This window comes from Bifidobacterium actinocoloniiforme DSM 22766 (assembly GCF_001263395.1).
In the GTDB taxonomy this organism is placed as follows: domain Bacteria; phylum Actinomycetota; class Actinomycetes; order Actinomycetales; family Bifidobacteriaceae; genus Bombiscardovia; species Bombiscardovia actinocoloniiformis.
Genome location: NZ_CP011786.1, coordinates 307,755 through 327,208, shown reverse-complemented (window position 1 = coordinate 327,208; position 19,454 = coordinate 307,755). Strand labels below are relative to the sequence as shown.

Annotated in this window: 26 protein-coding genes and 1 pseudogene; 19 read left to right on the top strand and 8 right to left on the bottom strand. The window is 59.4% G+C overall.

Annotated elements, in window-relative coordinates; genetic code table 11:
* Positions 1-41: 41 nt before the first annotated feature.
* On the top strand, positions 42-1,796 hold the full coding sequence (locus AB656_RS01260; protein WP_144418903.1) for a DUF6287 domain-containing protein: 1,755 nt from the start codon (positions 42-44) through the stop codon (positions 1,794-1,796).
* Positions 1,789-2,106, top strand: coding sequence for a hypothetical protein (locus AB656_RS01255; protein WP_033503264.1), 318 nt, complete (start codon positions 1,789-1,791; stop codon positions 2,104-2,106). The genes AB656_RS01260 and AB656_RS01255 overlap by 8 nt, the downstream gene beginning before the upstream one ends.
* A 206-nt stretch (positions 2,107-2,312) precedes the next feature.
* Here the strand turns inward: AB656_RS01255 and AB656_RS01250 are convergent, their stop codons facing one another.
* Both AB656_RS01250 and AB656_RS01245 read right to left on the bottom strand, forming a co-directional pair.
* Positions 2,313-2,552, bottom strand: a complete 240-nt coding sequence (locus tag AB656_RS01250; RefSeq protein WP_033503262.1) for a hypothetical protein — start codon at positions 2,550-2,552, stop codon at positions 2,313-2,315.
* Positions 2,553-3,059: 507 nt separating this feature from the next.
* The gene (locus tag AB656_RS01245; protein WP_051905225.1) at positions 3,060-3,254 is read right to left on the bottom strand and encodes a helix-turn-helix domain-containing protein; all 195 of its coding nucleotides are present in this window, start codon (positions 3,252-3,254) and stop codon (positions 3,060-3,062) included.
* A gap of 2,067 nt (positions 3,255-5,321) precedes the next feature.
* Here AB656_RS01245 and AB656_RS01240 point away from each other — a divergent pair.
* The gene (locus tag AB656_RS01240; RefSeq protein WP_033503259.1) at positions 5,322-5,651 is read left to right on the top strand and encodes a hypothetical protein; all 330 of its coding nucleotides are present in this window, start codon (positions 5,322-5,324) and stop codon (positions 5,649-5,651) included.
* Positions 5,652-6,044: 393 nt separating this feature from the next.
* Here the strand turns inward: AB656_RS01240 and AB656_RS01235 are convergent, their stop codons facing one another.
* Positions 6,045-7,085, bottom strand: coding sequence for a hypothetical protein (locus tag AB656_RS01235; RefSeq protein ID WP_144418902.1), 1,041 nt, complete (start codon positions 7,083-7,085; stop codon positions 6,045-6,047).
* A gap of 359 nt (positions 7,086-7,444) precedes the next feature.
* Here AB656_RS01235 and AB656_RS01230 point away from each other — a divergent pair, with 359 nt between their 5' ends.
* From AB656_RS01230 to AB656_RS01220, 3 genes are all read left to right on the top strand, one after another.
* Positions 7,445-8,377 carry a hypothetical protein gene (locus AB656_RS01230; RefSeq protein WP_033504991.1) on the top strand — a complete coding sequence of 311 codons (933 nt, stop codon included), beginning with the start codon at positions 7,445-7,447 and terminating at the stop codon, positions 8,375-8,377.
* An 8-nt stretch (positions 8,378-8,385) separates the two neighbouring features.
* A complete protein-coding gene (locus AB656_RS01225) occupies positions 8,386-8,910 on the top strand; it encodes a hypothetical protein (protein WP_052201410.1) in 525 nt (174 codons plus the stop codon).
* Between the two features lie 258 nt (positions 8,911-9,168).
* Complete coding sequence (locus tag AB656_RS01220) at positions 9,169-10,566, top strand: 3'-5' exonuclease (protein ID WP_051905224.1); 1,398 nt, start codon at positions 9,169-9,171, stop codon at positions 10,564-10,566.
* A gap of 177 nt (positions 10,567-10,743) precedes the next feature.
* Here AB656_RS01220 and AB656_RS01215 read toward each other — a convergent pair whose 3' ends face one another.
* From AB656_RS01215 to AB656_RS01205, 3 genes are all read right to left on the bottom strand, one after another.
* A complete protein-coding gene (locus tag AB656_RS01215) occupies positions 10,744-11,313 on the bottom strand; it encodes a PASTA domain-containing protein (protein ID WP_158336152.1) in 570 nt (189 codons plus the stop codon).
* Between the two features lie 70 nt (positions 11,314-11,383).
* The gene (locus AB656_RS01210; RefSeq protein ID WP_033504582.1) at positions 11,384-11,782 is read right to left on the bottom strand and encodes an ImmA/IrrE family metallo-endopeptidase; all 399 of its coding nucleotides are present in this window, start codon (positions 11,780-11,782) and stop codon (positions 11,384-11,386) included.
* Between the two features lie 21 nt (positions 11,783-11,803).
* The gene (locus AB656_RS01205; protein ID WP_144418901.1) at positions 11,804-12,241 is read right to left on the bottom strand and encodes a helix-turn-helix domain-containing protein; all 438 of its coding nucleotides are present in this window, start codon (positions 12,239-12,241) and stop codon (positions 11,804-11,806) included.
* Between the two features lie 410 nt (positions 12,242-12,651).
* On the opposite strand from AB656_RS01205, the gene AB656_RS07785 reads away from it, so the two are divergent.
* Positions 12,652-12,942, top strand: coding sequence for a hypothetical protein (locus AB656_RS07785; RefSeq protein ID WP_144418899.1), 291 nt, complete (start codon positions 12,652-12,654; stop codon positions 12,940-12,942).
* 227 nt (positions 12,943-13,169) lie between these two features.
* Here the strand turns inward: AB656_RS07785 and AB656_RS07925 are convergent, their stop codons facing one another.
* The gene (locus AB656_RS07925; RefSeq protein ID WP_156097183.1) at positions 13,170-13,340 is read right to left on the bottom strand and encodes a hypothetical protein; all 171 of its coding nucleotides are present in this window, start codon (positions 13,338-13,340) and stop codon (positions 13,170-13,172) included.
* Between the two features lie 89 nt (positions 13,341-13,429).
* Between AB656_RS07925 and AB656_RS01195 the strand changes: the two genes are divergently transcribed.
* Entirely contained in the window at positions 13,430-13,639 is a 210-nt protein-coding gene (locus AB656_RS01195) for a hypothetical protein (protein WP_033504586.1), read from the top strand.
* Positions 13,640-13,652: 13 nt separating this feature from the next.
* Here AB656_RS01195 and AB656_RS01190 read toward each other — a convergent pair whose 3' ends face one another.
* Entirely contained in the window at positions 13,653-14,207 is a 555-nt protein-coding gene (locus tag AB656_RS01190; protein ID WP_033504587.1) for a bZIP transcription factor, read from the bottom strand.
* 171 nt (positions 14,208-14,378) lie between these two features.
* Between AB656_RS01190 and AB656_RS01185 the strand changes: the two genes are divergently transcribed.
* From AB656_RS01185 to AB656_RS01145, 11 genes and pseudogenes are all read left to right on the top strand, one after another.
* Positions 14,379-14,723 carry a hypothetical protein gene (locus tag AB656_RS01185; RefSeq protein ID WP_144418898.1) on the top strand — a complete coding sequence of 115 codons (345 nt, stop codon included), beginning with the start codon at positions 14,379-14,381 and terminating at the stop codon, positions 14,721-14,723.
* Complete coding sequence (locus tag AB656_RS01180; RefSeq protein ID WP_033504589.1) at positions 14,720-14,914, top strand: hypothetical protein; 195 nt, start codon at positions 14,720-14,722, stop codon at positions 14,912-14,914. Before AB656_RS01185 ends, AB656_RS01180 begins: the two co-directional genes overlap by 4 nt.
* A 150-nt stretch (positions 14,915-15,064) precedes the next feature.
* A complete protein-coding gene (locus AB656_RS01175; protein WP_033504590.1) occupies positions 15,065-15,352 on the top strand; it encodes a DivIVA domain-containing protein in 288 nt (95 codons plus the stop codon).
* Entirely contained in the window at positions 15,339-15,479 is a 141-nt protein-coding gene (locus AB656_RS07920) for a hypothetical protein (protein ID WP_156097182.1), read from the top strand. Before AB656_RS01175 ends, AB656_RS07920 begins: the two co-directional genes overlap by 14 nt.
* A pseudogene (ssb, locus tag AB656_RS01170) lies at positions 15,472-15,900 on the top strand (single-stranded DNA-binding protein); the annotation flags it as partial. The gene AB656_RS07920 and the pseudogene ssb, both read left to right, overlap by 8 nt.
* A complete protein-coding gene (locus AB656_RS07780; RefSeq protein WP_144418896.1) occupies positions 15,893-16,108 on the top strand; it encodes a hypothetical protein in 216 nt (71 codons plus the stop codon). The pseudogene ssb and the gene AB656_RS07780, both read left to right, overlap by 8 nt.
* A 120-nt stretch (positions 16,109-16,228) precedes the next feature.
* Complete coding sequence (locus tag AB656_RS01165; RefSeq protein ID WP_051905222.1) at positions 16,229-17,215, top strand: helix-turn-helix domain-containing protein; 987 nt, start codon at positions 16,229-16,231, stop codon at positions 17,213-17,215.
* A complete protein-coding gene (locus AB656_RS01160) occupies positions 17,212-17,817 on the top strand; it encodes a 3'-5' exonuclease family protein (RefSeq protein WP_033504592.1) in 606 nt (201 codons plus the stop codon). Before AB656_RS01165 ends, AB656_RS01160 begins: the two co-directional genes overlap by 4 nt.
* Entirely contained in the window at positions 17,814-18,068 is a 255-nt protein-coding gene (locus tag AB656_RS01155) for a hypothetical protein (RefSeq protein ID WP_033504593.1), read from the top strand. Before AB656_RS01160 ends, AB656_RS01155 begins: the two co-directional genes overlap by 4 nt.
* Positions 18,065-19,072: a DNA-methyltransferase gene (locus AB656_RS01150; protein ID WP_033504649.1), complete on the top strand. Its 1,008-nt coding sequence runs from the start codon at positions 18,065-18,067 to the stop codon at positions 19,070-19,072. The genes AB656_RS01155 and AB656_RS01150 overlap by 4 nt, the downstream gene beginning before the upstream one ends.
* Entirely contained in the window at positions 19,069-19,443 is a 375-nt protein-coding gene (locus AB656_RS01145) for an HNH endonuclease (protein ID WP_051905221.1), read from the top strand. The genes AB656_RS01150 and AB656_RS01145 overlap by 4 nt, the downstream gene beginning before the upstream one ends.
* The last annotated feature ends 11 nt before the right edge of the window (positions 19,444-19,454 follow it).

The window sequence follows — 19,454 nt, the reverse complement described above, 5'->3', positions numbered from 1 at the left end:
GGATTCTGCGGTAATTGCGGGGGCGCATAGACGACGGGGCCTTGTTCTGCAGCAATTGCGGGGCGAAAGTGGAGCCTGCGCAAGAGAACGAAAAGACGCCCCGAAGCGAGCGGAAACCAGCCGGCGACGCGCCACAAGAAGCGATAACTCAAGGGTCCAGCGAGCAGGAAAGCGGAAACGAAGCCGATACCGCGCACACTGATGCCATACCCGAGCAGAACGACGGCGAAGCGGCCGTCGCCCAAGGTGAGGCTGATGGGACGCGGATGCAAACGCTGCCAGCGGAGTTTGCGGATTTCCAGGAGACCGAAGCGCCGACCACGGTCATCCAGACCCCTGCCCCACCCGCCATGGTCGCCGCAGGCGTTGGCGGCACGGAAGCCGCTGCCCCTGCGGCAACGGTCGAGCGGCACAAGTCACACGGCTTCAAAATCGCCGCTTTCGTGATTGCTGCAGCACTGCTGATTGGGGCCGGCGGTTTCGGCGGCTACCAGTATTACTCCTCCCATTCCCGCCCACAGGCCCTGGCCCGTTATGACGACTCGCTCAACAAATTGACCGAGGCCCGCAAGGGCCTGTCCGCCGCGATCAAGTCCGCCGATCGCTCAGCCGGTAAGGTAAGCAAAAGCCAGGTGACCGACGCCTCCACCATCTCCTCGTACCACCAGAGCATGTCCGCGGCCACCGGAATGCAGACCACCAAACCGCGCCTAATCAAGAACACGAACGTCGCAGACGCCCAGGAGCTCAACGAGGCCGCAGCCAGCAACACCGAAAGCGCCAGCCGGTGCACCGACGCGGCCGCCGGCCTGACCAAGGCCGCCCAGGCAGTCACAGACTCCAAATCCACCGCCGATAAGGCCTTGAGCGAGGTGGAGAAAGCCGTGGCCGCCGCCGAACGGCAGAAAACCGAGAATGACAAGCTGTCCGGCCCTCCGCAGCTCAATCTGGAGGCCATCGCCAGGGGCGACTACTCCAGCATGGAGGGCACCTGGACCAACCCCGCTGGCGCCTGGATGACCATTTCCGACGGCAAGCTGAGCCCGCAGACACCCGTGGATGGCACCAACCCGCCCTACCAGCTGCATGAGTGCCAGCCGGGGCAGGACGACTGCATCATGCGCTCCATGCCCTCGACCCAGCACCAGCTGGCCCAGGATGGAGCGATAGCCAACCATCACGGGAGTTACCCCGACACACACTACCTCCTGCTAGTCGTGCAGAAAGGCGCCAAACTCTACAACACCGCCTACTACGAGCCGCTGGTGAGCGACGACCCCACCGAACAGTCCCGGGACCGCATCATTGCGACCACCGATTGGAGCCAGGGGGCTGGCGCGGCCTGCCCCGACGCCAACTGCGCCTACTACCGGTCCGGCGATGACCATAAGCTGTCCAAGGCGGACGAAAACAAGCTCAAGCAGAAAATCTCCACGGCGCAAACGGCGGTTGACGGTTTGGACGACTCCTGGGCCAAAGACGCCAAGGCTGGCTTCCAATGCCGCTTGGACGTGGCCGGCGGGGCGAACAAGACCTGTACGGTCAGCGGCTCGGAACAAGCCTCCGACGCGGATGGCGACCCGTCCGACACCGCCGAACCGGAGGCCTCTCATCCCCCCACATCGTCCGGGGTGGCCGACACGCAAGCTATTAGGAATGGTGATTTCTCCTCCATCGCCGGCCATTGGTGCAACGCCGAAAACGACTACCATCGCCAAAGACGGCTCCTATACGCCCGTACCCAACCGTCAGTACGGCAAACTGACGTACTCCTTCAACAGCAACTGGGTGGCTAACGCCGACGGGCGCGGCGCGGGCGCGAGCGGCGTATTCGAGATGATGGATTTCAACGGCCCTGAACGCATCGAGGCGTACAAGGTCTACGGCGAATGCACCACGGCCGAGTCCATCTGGCCGGTCGACCTGCTCTACTTCCCCAAAGGCGTGGCCCCCTGCCCCAACAACGACGTATGCCAAAGCTTCGACCCCGGAAACTCCTCACCCGACGCGGCCAACCTGGACACCACCCAGCCCTACCTCCACCTGATGCACACCCACATGAACCCCATGCCCGATAACTCCACCGCCTACCGCCTCAAGCGCTGACGCAGGAAGGCGCGTAAGGGCCCTTTGCCTTACCCCCAAGTGCTTTCGCACCCTCCTGTATGCCTTGCTTGATATCTTTGACTCTTCTTCAAAGCCTTCACCGAGAGCTGATGGACCGCCTTGGAGCAACGTGCCAAGACGGTCCATGTTGATGCTTGCGGCGACTCATCTGCCGGCGAGCCAATCCGCGCCGAACCTGCCGGCGGTCAACTCCCCATGCTCTCAGACGCGGCTTCCTCGACAAGGTTGCCGAAAAACTCCCTCACTTCGCCGGGACTGTTGAGGCTGACGCCGCTGTCGGCGTCGTCACCCGCCACATACGCCTCGGCGAGATCTTGTAGCCGACTGGACAGCGTGGCGCCCTCCCGTCGGGCGATGTTCTCCCCGGCGTTGGCTTCCTCAGGCCTCAGCGAGATTGTGTCAGTGACTTCGTGGACTCGTGCCATGCCGTCTCCTCCCCTATGTTGTCCCTCCAGTCTAGCCGCGCAGCCCGGCCGGACAGTGACCGTGCTCACTCCGCACCTCCTTGCAGGCGCTGCACTCCAGCATGCTCCGAAGCGTATTCCCGCCATGCTTCCACGGTCTGGCTGGTGGTTTTCCGCAGTTCAACCGATAGCCGTGTCCACATGCACCCCAGCGCAACGAAACGCCTGCCGCCGGAAGTCTCCGTCAAAGCGCTCGGTCTTGATTCATGAGCGCTATTCGCCCTGCTCGCAAGCACCGGCGCTTCTCTTATCAACCTGCCGCGACTATCTACAATCCCTGCTATTAAGGCTGGTACATCCCGTAGAGCATACACCAACTTCCCGCGCGCCCGTGCCTTGCTTGCCCTTCCCACGATTCCCCACTTCCTTGTGAGGTTGCTACCTATAGCGCCCCATATTGTCGTTGATTCCCGAGACCGATTGAGACTACGGGCACGAGATCCGACAGTGTCAGCTGTCGGACCTCTCTCATTCCTCCGGCCTGATGTAGTCAGTGACCTCTTCCAGCGTCGCGCCCAGGATGCGCGCGAACTTTTTCGCGCTGGATGATGACATATCCTGCCCACGCTCGTACTCACTGACACGCTGCTGGGGGATTGACATGGCGTTAGCCAGCTGGACTTGCGTCCAGCCCTTGCGGCTCCGCAATTCCCTTAGTCCCATATAGTGACCTCCTTGCGAGGCCAATTGTACACGCCGAAGCGTGTAAATATGTTATGGGTCGTCTCTCTTCAATTTTCAAGCTTCTCGGCTGTATCGCCCCCGCGCTGTACCTCGCACCGTATCGGGCTGATTCCTCACACTCCCACGAGTCACCTCGGTGACTGCCGTTTTAAGTTCTCCCCAAGCTCTTCGCTCGTGTGTTCCGTGCTTGGTAGCTACTGCTATACACGATTTAACGTGTATTACAAAACCGAAAAAGGGGAGGTAAAAACGCTGCAATGACAGCGTTTCTTCGGCATGTCGCGCTGACGGTCGCGAGAGCGGCGGCGTCCGATGTCCTTGTCCCCGCGCAGGCAGTGCCCATCGACATGCGCACCCATACTTCCTTGTGAGGCTACTACTGTAGATAGCGCCCCACGTTGATAGTCGATTCGGATGATTGATTGAGACTAAGGGCACAGGGGTCTGACAGCTAGCACTGTCGGGCCCCTTTTCGTTCGCCGCTCTAGGCCAGTAGCTCTTGGACGTCTCCGCCCAGCGCGTCGGCTAGCTTTACGGCGGTGGTCAGCTCCATCTTATGTGGGTTTTTTATCTTGCCACGTGGATTGGCGGCCGACCATCGCTCATAAGCGCTGATATTGGTCTGCGGTACTCCTGTCACATCGGCCAGCTGGACCTGTGTCCAGCCTCAGCGCTTACGCATCTCCCTTAGTCCCATGCGTGCCACCTTTCTTCAGGTGGCATCGATAATAGTACTGTCTAGCACTACTGTCAATACAATAATCCGCCCTTTAATTTTGCGAGTCCCCGGCCACGCTTGTCGTCGCCTTCAATTTGCCCCAAGCCTTTGATGTGTTCCGTGTTGGGCGATTACCGCTATAGTACCGATCGGCACTACATGCAAATGGGCCGCCGCGCCCGGTGGTATCAAGCCGTTCTTTCGTCGTGTCGCAATGCAGATCAGATGGGGGTAGCGATGCTGGGCGTGCATGCAGCCGTACGCCACAACCCTACCCGCCCCCACCGCAGTAGGGTGCGCCCGTATGTACGCCTGCCCGCGGGTAGATAGGTGTGCGCGTGTGCGTGCCGGCGTGACGTGCGTGCGTGGGCGTGGGCGTGTGGGCGTGCGCGGAAGCGTGGGCGCGTGGGTGTGCGCATGCAAGTGTGGGCCTGCTAGCCGGCCGGCGGCGCTGATTGGCAGGCCGTCGGCGGTGGCCCCAGGTGAGGGGAAGGCCCCCGGTTGGTTTAAGCATGGCCGCAGGGGGTTCTAGTTCTGACTGTGAATGCCCCCGTGGCAATTGTTGAGCTTAGCGTGACGTGCAACGCAACTTGTCGCGGGGAGGGCACTCCCGATTCCAGTTTTTCGTCGATACTACTAGGTTTTGGGGAGGATTAAAAATAGTTAAAGAAGTCCCGATTCGGTTAGAAAAAAGAGCTGGTGCAACCTAAACTATGAATAGTCTTGGATTAGTGCCTCCGCAGGTGCTGGCCAGGATGACGGACCCGTCTTCCTACTCCTCGTTTCAAAAGGCACTGCGTTCCAGCGCCGCTCCTGTGCTGGCGGGTGCGGGCCCGTAGGTTCCCCCAATTAAAACAGCGGTCCCCGACCGTCGCCTGGCGTAACCCCTTGCTTGAAGCCTCGGACAGGCGGGACGGACCACCTGACCGTCGGTCCCGCTTTCGACGGGGTAAGCGGTCGAGCAGGTGGGTCGCTCGTTGGCTGAAGCTGGGGAATCGAAGTGGCATAACGCCCGCATGGGCGATCGTCTTGTCCCGGGTGGCCTACGCGCCTGCGTTGGCTATCAAAGTCGCCTGTCTGCTGCCGTGTGGGTTTTGACAGGCGACTTTGATAGGCAATCATGAATCTGGACAGCGAGGCTCAGTGGCAATGCGCACCGCACTCGCCATCGTCGTTAATCGCGGGACCGGTAGCTCCGTTGTTTATGTCATCCCGGATTCCTCCGGGATGGCTCGAAGCCGGCGGAGCTGCTCGCGCCGGCGCCCGGTTGGGGCGCGAGCCGCCGGTGCTGGGTCGGCATCCTCCTCCGCTGTTACCGGATCGAACGGTTGCGGGACGCCATCGACTCGTCCAAGGAGCACGTCAAGGAGCGCAAGGAGACCGTGGACGACGTGACCGCCACCGACGCCGTGCGCGCCCTCGACGAGCGGATCGAGCTCGAACAAACACGCTCCAAGGAGGCCCTCAAGGACCTCAAAGCCCAACGCAAGGAAGCGCTCAAGCATGCCGCCGGCCAGGCCATCGACGATGCCAAGGACGCGCTGAAAATGGCCCGGGCCGAACAAAAGTCCCATAAGGAGTGGCTCTCCGCATCCCAAGGCCAACTGGCGATCGTCGCCGAAGCCATGGCCTCTAAACTCACCGGCATTGACGAGTGAACTTCATGATGCTGTACTGATGACGTTGAATCTTTCGACTCAATCACAACACACAACGACGACCTCTGTTGCGGGCTTTCTACCTCAGCCCGTAACAGAGGTTGTTTCATATACACACCGTTATAAGCGGCGAAGTCCGATTACGAGACGACCTGCTGTTGTTGACAACCAAGCCCCGTAATAATACGCTAAAGGTCCACGAGTCCACGGTAACGGTCGCTTCGTTAGTCACCGCACCGACATCCAACCAGTTGTCCAGACATTGGTGATCCATTCATGGTGGTCCTCCGTTCATGCGGACTCGACTATCAGTCACGCGGTCGCCCGCTGGAATCACATGATTCCAGCGGGCGATTGTGATTATTGGCCGTCCGTGTGAACGATATGAATCAATCAGAAGCAACGAGCGAAGCAGTTACCATTGCTATCAATTGCAGGGCCGGTGGCTCCATTGTTAAGATCATTCCAGAAACTGTCGCCGCCACCTGATGCCGGTGGTGTCACCGGAGCTGGCGCCGGTGCTGCCGGTGCTGGCGCCCGGTTGGGGCGTGAACTGCCGCCGCTGGGCCGGTACCCGCCGCCGTTGCTGGGTCGGTATGCGCCGCCGCCATTCCAGTGTTGCGGTCCGGTGTAGCCGCCGCCGGAGTAGCCCTGTCCGGGTGATGGCGCGGATTGCGCTTGCGCGGCGTTCGCCGCGTCGGCTGTTGCTTGGTCGGCTTGGTCTTTGGCTGTTTTGGAGTCGTTGACGGCTTTGGTTTGGTCATTGATGGCTTGGATGGCCTTGCGTTGGTCGTCCACGCTGGCTTTGGCGTTGGCTTGCACGGCCTTGGCTTGGTTCAGGGCGGTCTTCAATGCGTCCCTGGTGGCGTTGTCGGCGACTTGCCCGTCGGTGGAGCCCAGGAGCTGGTCGCCGTCGCCGATGGCTTTGTCCAAATGGGCCTTGACGGTCTTCCTCACATCAGCGTTCATGGCCGCCGCAGCGGTGGCGATGGCCTTGTCGTCCTTGCCCGCCTTGCCGGTGGCCTGGCGGGTGGTTGCCGCGTTGCCGTTCAGGGTTCCGGCGTTGGCGTCGGCGGGGCAGGAGGGGATGGCCGGTTTGCTGTCCTTGGCCGGCTTGGCCTTGCCCTTGCCGGCTTCGTCCCCTGTGGCGTTGGTGACGGCTTGGATGATCTTGGCGTCGGACACGTCCCCGGCCGGGGTGGCTTTGACCTGCTGGCTGGCCGCGGACCTCGTCTTGTCCAGTCGCTTGACAGCGGCCTGGTATTGGCTGCGGGCGTTCTCGCAGTCGGCCAGGGCGCGTGAGTGGGTCACGTGCCGGTAGGCGAATGCGCCCGCGATGATGAGCGCCACGACAGCGACGGCCGCGATGATGATCCAAAGCCTGCGGTGCTTGCGGCTAGCCTCGGGCATCGTTTCGGCTGTTGTTGCATCCATGGTTCGTTCCCCTTTTTTATCCCCTCTAATGCGATTCCCCCGCCTTTGCATAGTCTACACTATGAGACATTTACCACTTACGCCTGGGCTTGAGGCCCCCGAAATGAAGCCATGCAAGGCCAACCCCACCACCCCAGCCCCAACCCCTCCCAACAACGAAAAAGCGCCACCCCTCACGGGATGGCGCTTCGATATTGGTGGAGCTGCGGGGAATTGAATTATATCCTTCAAAAATCAATGGTTAGAGGACCTTCCAGAGTACAGCAGATTTCTTGTCCAATTAGATGTCCAATTAGGTGCCGTCTTCCGCTTCCTGCCGTGTCAGAATAGTTCTTGACCGTTACGAGAAGGGACTGGGCATGGCGAAGAAGAATCCGATAGAGCGCAAAGTCTATTTCTTCCAACTCCAAAGACGATTCGGAAACATAATCACCAATGGCATCCCCAGCGTCCCAGCACTCGATTGGCACGAGTTGTTGTCCGCCTATCAGGAATTACCAGGAGAAAAACACTGGTTCGCCTCGAAACGAATCTTAATGTTGGCTCTCGAAGGCAAGAAATACCCGATTCTCACCATAGGAGAGAGACTCAGCACTCAGTTCGTGCAAAAAATAGACAATCAAAACGATCAGATGCTTGACTTAGCAGACGATGACATACAGGCAGGAAAGACAGATCTCGCTCAGATGTCAGCCATAGTATTCTACCCTAAACACGATGCAATCGGGTACATTACTGGCGCTGGCAGACCCAAAGAAAAGCTAGTCGAGGAGTTCCTGAACGCGACATTGAACCAAAATGGGGAGAACTTCGAGTGGAGAGTCGTGCCTGTCTACACAGCCGACGGCTTACGTGAATTCAAGGAGAAAATGGGAGGCGTGCACCAGGTCCATGCCAAGTTTGTTACGCAACGAAATCTATTCAACTTGGAGCGTAACGGCGGCCAATTGCTGAGCATGACGCAACCTTTAGCGAATGATCTTCAAACCGACGTCAGCATTGATGTAACGATTAAAATACCACCTACTTCAAGTAAAGATGCCAGACGAAAGCTCAAGGAAGTTGTAACCGAAATCGCTCCGGTTGTTTCAGAACAGCGCCAGACGCTTTTCGTGAAAGGCACGACAATCGATGAGGTCGCAATCGATTACAACCTCCTCCGCCACCCGTTGATCATGAAGGCCGATATACCAGAATGTGACGAGCCACGACAGTTTTCCCAGCTTGTCGATACCCTCGTGGATGTCTGCTCCAAGAATGAGGATGAGGTATACAAGTTGATAGAAAGGTAAAGCGTAGAATGACCAGAATGGCACGAGGCCCATGGTTCAAGGTGAAAGCGTGGGTTCAACGCACGCCGGCACTTGATACCATACCCATGCTTGCATCATTTACGCTCGTGTACTTCCTTTTCCCTCCAGCAAAAAAGGATCTGACGGCTTTCTACGCAGGCATATCGGCTTTAGCCGGCATCCTCATGTCCTCCATTACATTCACAATAATGCTCGCGTACGGATCCGACAGCGAGCTCATGAAGGTTGCGCGTAAGAACTATAGGGAGAACTTCTCCCACAATTGGCTTGGGATGATTGTCTTCTCATTGCTGGCAGCCCTGCTTCCGCTTCTCTCGATCCTTGTCGACAAGCCGCTCGGTCAGGCTCTGGCGGTGGCTTCCGTTGCCCTGATTCTTTCCGAAACCGCACGCTGCATCTTCTGGGTAAGGTTCACACTACTGATGGACTCCCGGTCCGCCGAACAGGAACGGGCTAAATTCACCCAAGCGGACGCGCTGGAATCCATCAAAAAATACGGGCAGAGCAAATAACGTCTTTGTCGCAATTTACTGCACCCCGGCCTTCATGAAGCCGCGCATCGCGATCATCTTTCGCCCCAGGCCGCCGGACCAGAATAGTTCAAACAGACCCTTCCCCCGTCCGCGTCGCAATGCGGACGGGGGACTTTATGCGACGTCGCATACCCACCATGTCTTATCCGACACTCAGGTATAAGAGCAGCTTCCGATAATATCTCTTTTAGGGACGAACCATAGTGAAGTGGCTCATGGAGCGACGAAGGAGTGAGGATGTTCATCACGCTGCTGTTGATCATACTGGGGCTCGGGGTCGCACTGTTCGGCTATGTGGGCATCTGGGGGATTTCGCGGCTTTCGCAACACCCGGAGAATCTGTCTGGCAGCATCCTCTCGCTGATTATCGCGGCTATCCTGATTCTGCTAATGTATCTTCTCCTCCGTTTTCGACGCAGCCGAAAGCGCAGGAGCCGCGGAAAGCATACCCAGGCGGGTAAAGCACAAGGGCAGACTCCTAGCCGGATCGCGTCAAGCAGGCAAGAGCCGAATCAGCAACAACAGGGAATCCCCCCACACCCACCAGCGCATCCAGAGCCATCTCAACCGGCAACCCCCACCCTTGCGCACAAGGAACCCACCTTCTCCCCCAACCTCGTTTATCCAGCCACAGGGTTTTCGCATGCGGCCAAGAACGCCGACTACGCGGTCATCGACACGGAGACCACCGGCTTGCACAAGGGAAAGGAAATCATCGACATCGGAGTCATGTTGGTCCAAAACGGTAAGGTGACAGCAACCTATTCCCAACTGATACGCCCACAAACCATGGTGAGTGCTGCCATCGTCAGCCTCACCGGAATAACCAACGAGATGCTTGCGCAAGCCCCAGTGGCCTCCCAGGTGCTTCCCCCACTACTCGATGCGATACGCCATCTACCAATCATGGGGCACAACATCAGCTTCGACATCAACCTGATCAACTCCACCGCCGAATCACTCGGAATCAAACCACTGGAAGCTCCTCGGATAGTGGACACCATGACCATCGGCAAGCATGTGTTCCCGAACGCAGCCAACCTCACCCTTGAAACACTCCTCGATCTGCTGGGCATCCACGAAGAGGAAGAGCATCGAGCGCTCGCAGACGCCAAGCAGACCTTCCACTGCTACACTCTAATGGAAAGCGCTTCCAGTCCACGCCCCATCATGAAGGAACAAAACGATCGGGCCAGACGGCGTAGCCGCGAAAAAACTACATCATTCCTGCGAGCCAGCTATCTTGCCAGCGAAAACACCACACCCAGAAATATCAAACCCTCCGGCCAGGAACTCGAAGCAGCCGGCAGCATCAGCGTCTGCGGCGAAAAAGACCATATGCCCCTGCTCAGCAAATACGGTGACGGCGCATGGATATGGCTCACCGTTCGCAAAGGCTACATCCCCAAAGGAAAATACAAAGGATACCCCACCATCTACGTCAGCCTCGACGGCGAGGAAATCGGATACATCACCGCCTATCAAATGGCACGCCACTACCTGCAGATACCAAACGGGCAATCCGTAGCCCTCGCACACATCCGGAAAAAGAACGATACGCTGGAACTCAGACTAGAGATGCCTCGGCCACACGACCCCATCGATCTGACACCATACAGCAGCAAAACCGAATAGCACTCACGTTCTTCGCCTCCTGCAATCAGGCCCTGACGTTGTTGTCGAGCCACATCTTGCAATCACTCAGGACCTAGACGGTTACGCCAAGGTCCGAAGCCATGAGGAACGCATCGCCCTCATAGGCAAGCTCCACGCTCGCGCACTCCACGGGAGCCACGACTGAGAGTAAATCCTCTACTGAGCCAACCAACCGAATACTTCCGGGTGATCATTGGAACCGCGTACGTTACAAGTTACTGTCACATCCCGCTTGGCGTTGTACCCGTTCTTAACGGTCGCTTTGTACTGGAGCATGACGCTATCGGGCGACCACATCGGTTCCGCGCCAGCGGTCATGTAGTGAGGTTTGTATCCGTAGGGGAATTCCTGTTGGCCGCGTTGATCGCAGGCTGACTGCGCATATGTCTGGGTGAGCCCGCCAGAAGTGGACTTCTCGGCAGGTGCTGGCGAGTTTTGCTGCTGCGCCTTTTTCTCAGCCTTCTCTTTCCGCTTCTGCGCGGCCCGCTCCTGCGCCGCGTCAGCGGAACTCCTCACCGTGAGTTTTACTTTCGTGGCGTCAGTCTTCGTGCCGCCCTTGGGATCCTGTTCGGTGACGGTTCCATCAACCGCGGGCTGCCCGCTTCCATCCTGAGCTTCGTAGGCGAACCCTTCCTTAGCGAGGGCGGAGGTGGCCTCGGTGAAATTCTTCCCCGTCACGTCCGGCACCGTCTTCTGAGCACCGCAGCCAGATAGGCCCAAAATCATCGTCAACGCTCCAACCACAGCCACAATGCCGCGGGCACGTATTCCAGCCGTCATTCGTTCTTCCCTTCTGTCAGGCCCTGACGTTGTTGTCGAGCCACATCCTGTAATCATTAAGGACCTGGACGGTTACGCCCAAGTCCGATGCTATCAGGAAAGCGTCGCCGTCATATGCAGCTTCGGCGCTTGCATATTCCAATGGGCTTATCAGGCGCAGGGCCGTCTCCTTGCGTGCACGTCGCTCGGCTTTGCTGCAGTTCGTGCCACAGCCGGCGTCGTGGTACCGGGCGTGAGAGAGCTCATGGCACAGGACGCAGCGTTTCTGCCAGTCCGCCATGCCGTCATCTATGACTATGGTGCGCTCGCGGTCCCAGTAGAAGCCGCACAGGCCATGTTGCAAAGTGCGCTCCTCCACCGTCGCCCCCAGCGTCATCGCTTCGAGCAGCAGGTCGTCATAGCTTGGCCGCATCATTTCCCTCCCCTACAATCTTGCTCAATCTCGTGGGGTCTCCCTTTCCAGCTCCTTGTTCGGATCGTAGTTCGCGGCAATATCGTAATCCTCAGGGTGCGCTGCCACTCGATCCAGCCTGGCTTTTCGTTCTTCAAGTTCATCCGCACGTTCACTCAGCCGCATCGCCTTTTCCAGGGTGCTCGCGGGGCTGAGATTAAAAACTTGGCACAAGGCTATGAACTCGCGCAACGACGGCGATCCGTGTCGGTGGCCAAAAAGATCGCCAATCCTTGGGGCACTCACATCTATGGCACGAGCAAGCGCTCTATCCGATATCTGGAATGGAGACTCATCCCTCTTCTTCGAGATAAGATTCATCACTCCGACATCTGTAGTCGTCCACACACTCGCATACTTTGCCATATCCAACAGATTACGCACGTAAAAGCTTTTTAACAAACCAGCATGCAGGTTTGACATAATGATAGAAAGCTCTTACAGTTACAGACATGAAAGAAAGCTCTTACAAACTGGCTGCCCAAGCCATTGACGGTTTGCGGAAAAAGGCCCTGATGAACGAGCAGCCCAAAACTGAACTAGCTTCGGCACTTCATATATCCAGACCCACCCTAAATGCCCGATTTGAAGCTGGCGACATGATGCTCAGTAAATTCATACAGCTGTCCAGGGAAGTCGGAGTCGAACCAAGCGCGGCACTTAGCTATTGCGACGAGCACTCCTCTCAATCCTCGGCGCTCGCGGGAGAAGAGGAGAAATGAAGCTACCGAGAGCTTTGGTAATCACGTCTTGCTTGTCGATTGGATTAGCGGGAATCAGCATCGCGCTTTTCTCCGCTTACGAGGGAATCGTCAAATGGAAGGAGATGAACCATGTCCAAGCGCTTACTTCACGGTGACATCGAGCTCACCCTGCTTGGCTTTTATGCTCGCATCATCCTGTCGGCGAATGCGCACACCACTAATCACCCAACCGATAATCGCCACCGTCAGGGTCACAACCCAGCCGCCGACAGTGACCGCGTTACCGACAACCCAATCCCATACCACACCCATAAAGCAAAACCCTCACCCTCGATCCAACCACAAACGATCCTATACAACGCCGACCACCACACAAATAAAGCCAATTCCTGTGCGCTCGCAGGAGAGGAGGAGAAATGACGCAGAATCATGTGGGTGCGACGGCAGGTCCGTTCACAGGAACATCATCCGTTCCGTTCGAAGGTATACGGGATTCCATATGGGATGAGCCGGGAAACAGCCGAGCTGGGGATGCCCCCATGTCGGCAGAGGAGTTCGAGAGGCGCAATCCCGGCCTGCTGGGCGCTGTGCAGAACGTCGTCCACCGGGAGATGAAGCTCGCTGCGACGGACGACAGGAAACATGAATCAGGGAATGTTCAGCGCCTTCTTGATCTTCATCTGATCACTGCGTATGTACCGCTGGTACTCGGCTATGCCCTGCACGGCATCGGCCAGAGCAGCCAACGCCAGCTGAGTGTTCCCCGCCTGCGCTGCTTCCCTGGCATCCTTCGCCGAATCAATGGGATCTCGCTGCATACCTTCACCTCCCTTCTTTGCGTAGGTGCCTTCATTGTCTCATTTAGACATCTGAGGGCAGCATTGCCGCTCGCAGGAGAGGAGGAGCGATGACTTACGTGAAGGTAATCCCCGACAAGGAAAACGCCGCAGAAATCACCGACCTATTACATGAGACGCCGGTCTCGTCGACTTCCGGATTGACTGACGACCCCATAACCATTGAGTTCTGCGGGGGCGACAAATGCCTGATCAAGTACGAGAAATTCAGATTCGTCGGCGCGGACGATGCTCGGCGTTTCATGGGAGGCCTGCTATGAATACCTCCACGTTTCACACTGGACGGCGGGTGGCCCTTATGTCCGCGCTTCCGACGAAATGCCAGCCGATTGTAATGGATGCCGTCCCTGAGTTCGTGCCGGGGACGAAGCAGTCGAATCCATCGCCAGCGCCGCACTCAAAAGGCACATCGCGCTCGCACCTGAATGGGAGTCGGTCATCGTCTGGCCCAACCGTATCGACCACTACATCCCTCGCCCCCTCGTTGGTGACACGGTACTGCATTCCGCGAACGTTGACCGCGGAACTCCAGGGGTCGGCATCCGCCGGGTTGGCCGCTTCGAAAAGCCGATTCGCTTCTTTGAGCTGGTCCACTTGCTCGCTAAGAGCCAGCGCGGATTGTTGCTGCGCCTCGAGTTGCCCTTCCAGAACCTTGATTCGAGCGTTTGACGCATCCAGCCGTTCCCGGGACGCGGCGGCCTCGCGCTCGTTCTGTCGCCGTGTCCTGGCGGCCGTTATGGCCCATCCCGCCACGGTAAGCGCAATTGTTAGCAGCCACCCGCAAATCACTGCCCAGTTGTCCAGCAGCCAATTCGCAAAGGTCCCCATATAGTTCTTCCCCTTCGGTGGGAGCCGCACCCTACATGCGGCTTTGCAATCCATCTTAGGGGACCGGCCGGGGCGGCGGGCTTCCCTATCCCCCGCCCCGGCATCACTCAGAAAAGGAAGAAGCCGCTGGTGAAGCAGCGGCTTGTAGACAAGAAAGGTTGGAGCACCTACATGTCTGATCACAGTATACCAACGCAAGCAACAGAGCGCAGTGAGACAAGCGATAACGTCTTGCCGGGGAACGGCGACACCGTGGTGGTGCAGATAGGTCTGGCCGACCTGGTGGCCGCTTTCCGCGAGGTGGCGGTCGAGCTGTCCAAGGACACCTACCAGATCGCGGTGCCGGTCAGGACGGCCACCAGGATGCTGGGGATGCAGGATGACGGTTTCACCAGGGACCTGATCAAGGCCGGTCGGCTGCGGGCCCGTAAGGAGCGCGGCAAACGCACGAAGCTGGTGAGCGTGCAGTCGATCCGCCAGTACATGGGTGACGTGCCGAAGGGGGGTCAACGATGAACGTTCGTGGCGTGGTGTGCCTGCTGCTGGGTGCGGTCGGCGTGGTCATGTCCGTCTGGGGTTCGGCCTGGGTTGTTGCGGCCGCTTGCCGGGGCGTGCTGTCGCTGACGCATCTGGCCGCGGCCGCGTTCGGCCTGGTGGCCGCTAGGTACGGCTTGGGGAGGTGGGAAGCATGCGCGTGGAACCGTTGACGATCGATGACGTGATGGCGCTCCCCCAATCCGGTGATCCGGTGACAAGTGCGGAAGCGGCGGACCAGGAAGGTCGCAGCGAGGCCGGTGGACGGTGTTCCAGGTATCGGCTTACCGCCGTAGGCCTGGATGAGGCGAAGGAGGCGCGTGATGTTGACGCCGAAGGACGTGCATGACAAGGAGTTCACCACCCATCGCCTATGCGAGGGGTACGACATGGATCAGGTCGACGCTTTCCTTGATGAGGTGGCGGAGACCATCACCGCTATTGGTCGGGAATGGGTGAACGAACGCTCAGCCCGCATAGCCGTCGAGTCAAGGTGCATGGCTCGCGAGGCGAGGGCCAAGGCCGCTTACGTGGCTCGCGCCCGCCGCCGGTCCCGAGGAGGCACAGGCTTGTCCACGGCGCTGCGAAGGAGCTGGCGTGAGCAAATTTGACCGTCTGTACATCTATTTCTGCCGCTACCCCTCATTCCGTCGCGCCTTATACCACAGCGACCCGGAGATGTGGCGGCGACTGGACCTGATACGGCAAGACCACGAGGAGGACCCAGGAAATGAGTAACGAGACGACACTGACGATACGAGGCAACCTGACCGCCGACCCGGAACTGCGAAGCACAGGGTCAGGCAAGCGGGTGGCGAACTTCACGATCGCCTCCACGCCCAGGACCTTCAACCGGCAATCCAAAGAGTGGGAGGACGGGCCAACGCTCTTCCAACGCTGCACCGCCTGGGGCGACCTGGCCGAGCACATCTCACAGAGCCTGCGTAAAGGCTCCGCCGCGCTCGCGGTCGGCAGGCTCTCCCAACGCGACTACCAGGCCAAGGACGGCTCCACCCGCACGGTGACCGAGCTGACCGTGGACGATATAGGACCCAGCCTGGTCCGGGCCACGGCCCAGGTCACCCGTACTCAGGGCGCGTCCGGCTTCCAAGGCCATACCGCCCAGCCTGGCCAGGAGTTCGGGGGTGACGATGACCAGCCCGAGTTCTGACGCGCTCGCCAGGCCACTAACCCGTCATGCGATACGCACGGCTGTCCATGACCAGTTCGACGCCCCACGCAGCATGAGCGCCTGGCACGCCTTCGACACCTGGCTACGGCAGGTCCGAGAGCAGGCATGGGAGGAAGGCCGCCAGGCCGGCCAACGATCCATCCTGCCGCCGAACCCATACACGCCGCAGACATGAGACAGACGATAGCGACCATCCTGCTGATTATCGCGGCCGCGGCCATCAGCTGGATCAGCAACAGACACGGCCAATAAGAGATACAACCACCCGCGCTCGCGGGCTTGGAAAGGAGTGGTCATGAGTGTGCAGGCCATGAGTTGGGCGTTGCGTGACGCTCCAGTGGGTGCGGACAGCACAGGCAGGCTGATCTTGGTGATCCTGGCCGATTTCGCCCGGCCCGACGGTTCTGGCGCTTATCCCAGTGTGGAGACGGTAAGCAGGATCGCGCGCGTCTCGCCCAGGTGCGTGCGCCAGCATCTGTCCCGGTTGAAGGAGGCTGGGGTCATCCGCGCCGGGGACCAGCGCATTCTGTCGCATATCCGCGCGGACCGGCGCACCACGGTGTGGGATCTATGCATGACGCCGGCGGGCGAGTCCGGCATGAGCGTGGAGCGTGAGCGGGCCATCGATGAGGAGCTCGGCCAGGACGGGGTGAACGAGCGTGCAGCCCGTGAAACCGACGGGGTGAAGGCTGGTTCATCCCGTCAAATTCCACGGGGTGAAGAATCACGTCGCCACGGGGTGAACCAGCCTTCACCCAACCCATTAGAAGAACCATTATTAAACACCCCTGTAGCCCCCAAGGGGGCAGCACCGGCGAAATCGAAACCTAAATCCAAGCGCGTGCCATTCCCTGCTGACTGGTCTCCGGATTCAGCCGACCGCCTGTTTGCTCGACAGTGTGGTGTGGATGCGGATCGTACCGCCAGGGACTTCCGTCTGTGGGCCGAGGCGAAGGGCGGACGGCTCAAGGACTGGCACAAGCGCTACCGGCTGTGGGTCGCCCAGGAGCAGTCCCGCCATCCGAGCGCCGTGGACGACAAGCCCACGCCCATGCCGGAGCGGCACGTTCGGGCACCCCACCGGCACGCTCCAGGCTGTGAGCACGTGCAGGCCCTCCTGGAGCCCTACCACCTGAGCCGCAAAAACCAGGGCGGCTTCGGCAGCTCGCCCTGGATCCGCGCGGCAAGCGCATTGGCCGACCTGCTCAACCAAGGGAAGACCGCCGCCCAGGCCTTGCACGCCCTGAACATGCCCACCGACGAATTGGAGGAGATTGCATGAGCGAACATGAGCAAAGCGCACGCCCCGACCGGCTGCTGTGGATCGATATCGAGACCGGAGGCCTGGACCCTCTGACCAATCCCATTCTGGAGGTCGAGATGCGAATCACGGATCTTCGGGGATCCAGCGAGACCCTCGACTCCGACCATTGGATCGTGGACCCGGAGGGAGGCAAAGCCAGCACCATTGACCCGTGGGCCTTGGAGCACCACTCCCGCAATGGCCTGCTCGATGCCGTCAGGACCGAGGGCATGAGCCGCGCCGGAACCATGGGAAGCATCTATGGATTCCTTGGCACGTACAGCAAGGATTTCGTACTGCATCCGGCCGGCAGCAGCGTCCACTTCGACCTGGACTTCCTCACCACCCAGCATCAGCTGATCCCCGGGCTCCTCAGCCATCAATGGCTCGACATCACCAGCCTGCGCCTCGCCCTGCGAACCATCAACCCCGCTCTCCTCGACGACATCAGCTCACGCTCGCCCAAGACGGACCACCGCACCAAGCATTGCCTGGATCGGGATCTGGCCGAGTACCGGATGATGCTGGCTGCTTTCAATCCTGCGATGCCAGCTGATCCGTGGGATGGAGGCAGGCGATGAGACGGGTAGGTGGTTGCAGCCGTTGGTTCTGGACGGTGTGGGACCTGTTGTTCGCTTTGTGCGACATGTTCACCGCCGGCAGGTATTTCCAGGAAGGCGCGTGGGGCCGCATGGCCGAGGCCTTGACATTGGCTGCGCTCATGCTCGCCGCGCTCGCTGGCACTTGGTGGCTGTCAGCTCCCCGGCGTTATTGCCTGGCGCGGTTCGAGGACGGGGATCACGTAATCACGATTTGGCGGGAGCGGCCATGAGTGGGGTGTGTTGTGGACGGCCGGCGTATTTTGCGGACGATTCTTTGTGCCTGTACCTGGGTGATGCTGTCGCGGTGTTGTCGGATATGCCGGATGGTTGCGTGGATTGCGTAGTCACGTCGCCACCGTATTTCGGTCTGCGTGATTATGGTGTCGCCGGCCAGCTGGGACTGGAGCCCACGGTCGCACAGTATGTGGAGCGTGTGCAATCCGTATTTCATGAGTTATCGCGTGTGCTGGCCGCTGATGGAACCGTGTGGCTTAATCTTGCGGATTGTTATTCCGGTTCGGGCAAGGAGCGTGCGGGCGGCGGCAGACCTTCACCCGCTAGCGGCAAGCAGGCCACGGACCGTGGATGCAGAGTCGGCACTCTTACCAAAACATGCCACGAGGCTCGTCCCAAAAGTCTGCTAGGAATCCCATGGCGCGTGGCGTATGCCCTGATGGATGACGGCTGGATTCTGCGCAACGAAATCATCTGGCACAAGCGCAATGCCATGCCATCCAGCACCAAGGACCGTCTGACCGTTAAACATGAGAGCTTATTCCTACTAAGCAAATCAGACAAGTACTATTTCGACCTCAACGCCATCAAGGCGCCGGCCACCAAACAAAGCGGGAGCGCTTTGACATGGGGACGCACCACCAAGGAGGCTGACCGCCCGGGGCAAGAGTACCGACAACACCGCCAACAGCGGACGGAATCCTCATGCACCGGCGTCAGCAACCCCGGGGACGTGTGGGACATACCCAACACACCCTTCCACGGCGCGCACTACGCCACCTTCCCCCTGGAACTACCCATGCGATGCATCAAAGCGGGATGCAAGCAGGGGGGAACAGTACTGGACCCATTCAGCGGATCGGGCACCACCGGCCAGGCGGCGCAAGCCTTGGGACATCCCTACGTCGGCATCGACATCAACGCCGAATACCTGGACCTGAGCCTACACACCAGACTCGCCAACCGACCAATCATCAACCAGGCAGGAGAACCAGTATGAGCCAACCCAGCGACCAGGTCAAGCGAATGGTGGACCGCAGGGACGGGTGGCGGTGCGCGCGCTGCGGCGCAAGCCTGGAAAGCGTCCCAGGGTCACGCCACCACCGCCGACCGCGCTCGCATGCGTGGGCCGGTCTGCACCTGGCGTCCAACCTGATTCTCTTGTGCGGGTCGGGTACGACGGGATGCCACGGGTGGGTGCACGCCAACCCCGCCCAAGCGTATGAAAGGGGGCTGCTGGTCCACTCCTGGCAATACCCGCGCGACCAACCCTTGCACATTAGTGGGCGCGGGTGGGTGCTGCTGGATGACGAAGGTGGCTGGACGCCTGCGCAAACACCGAATGACACGGAGGGAAACAACCATGAGTGAAGCGAGGAGGC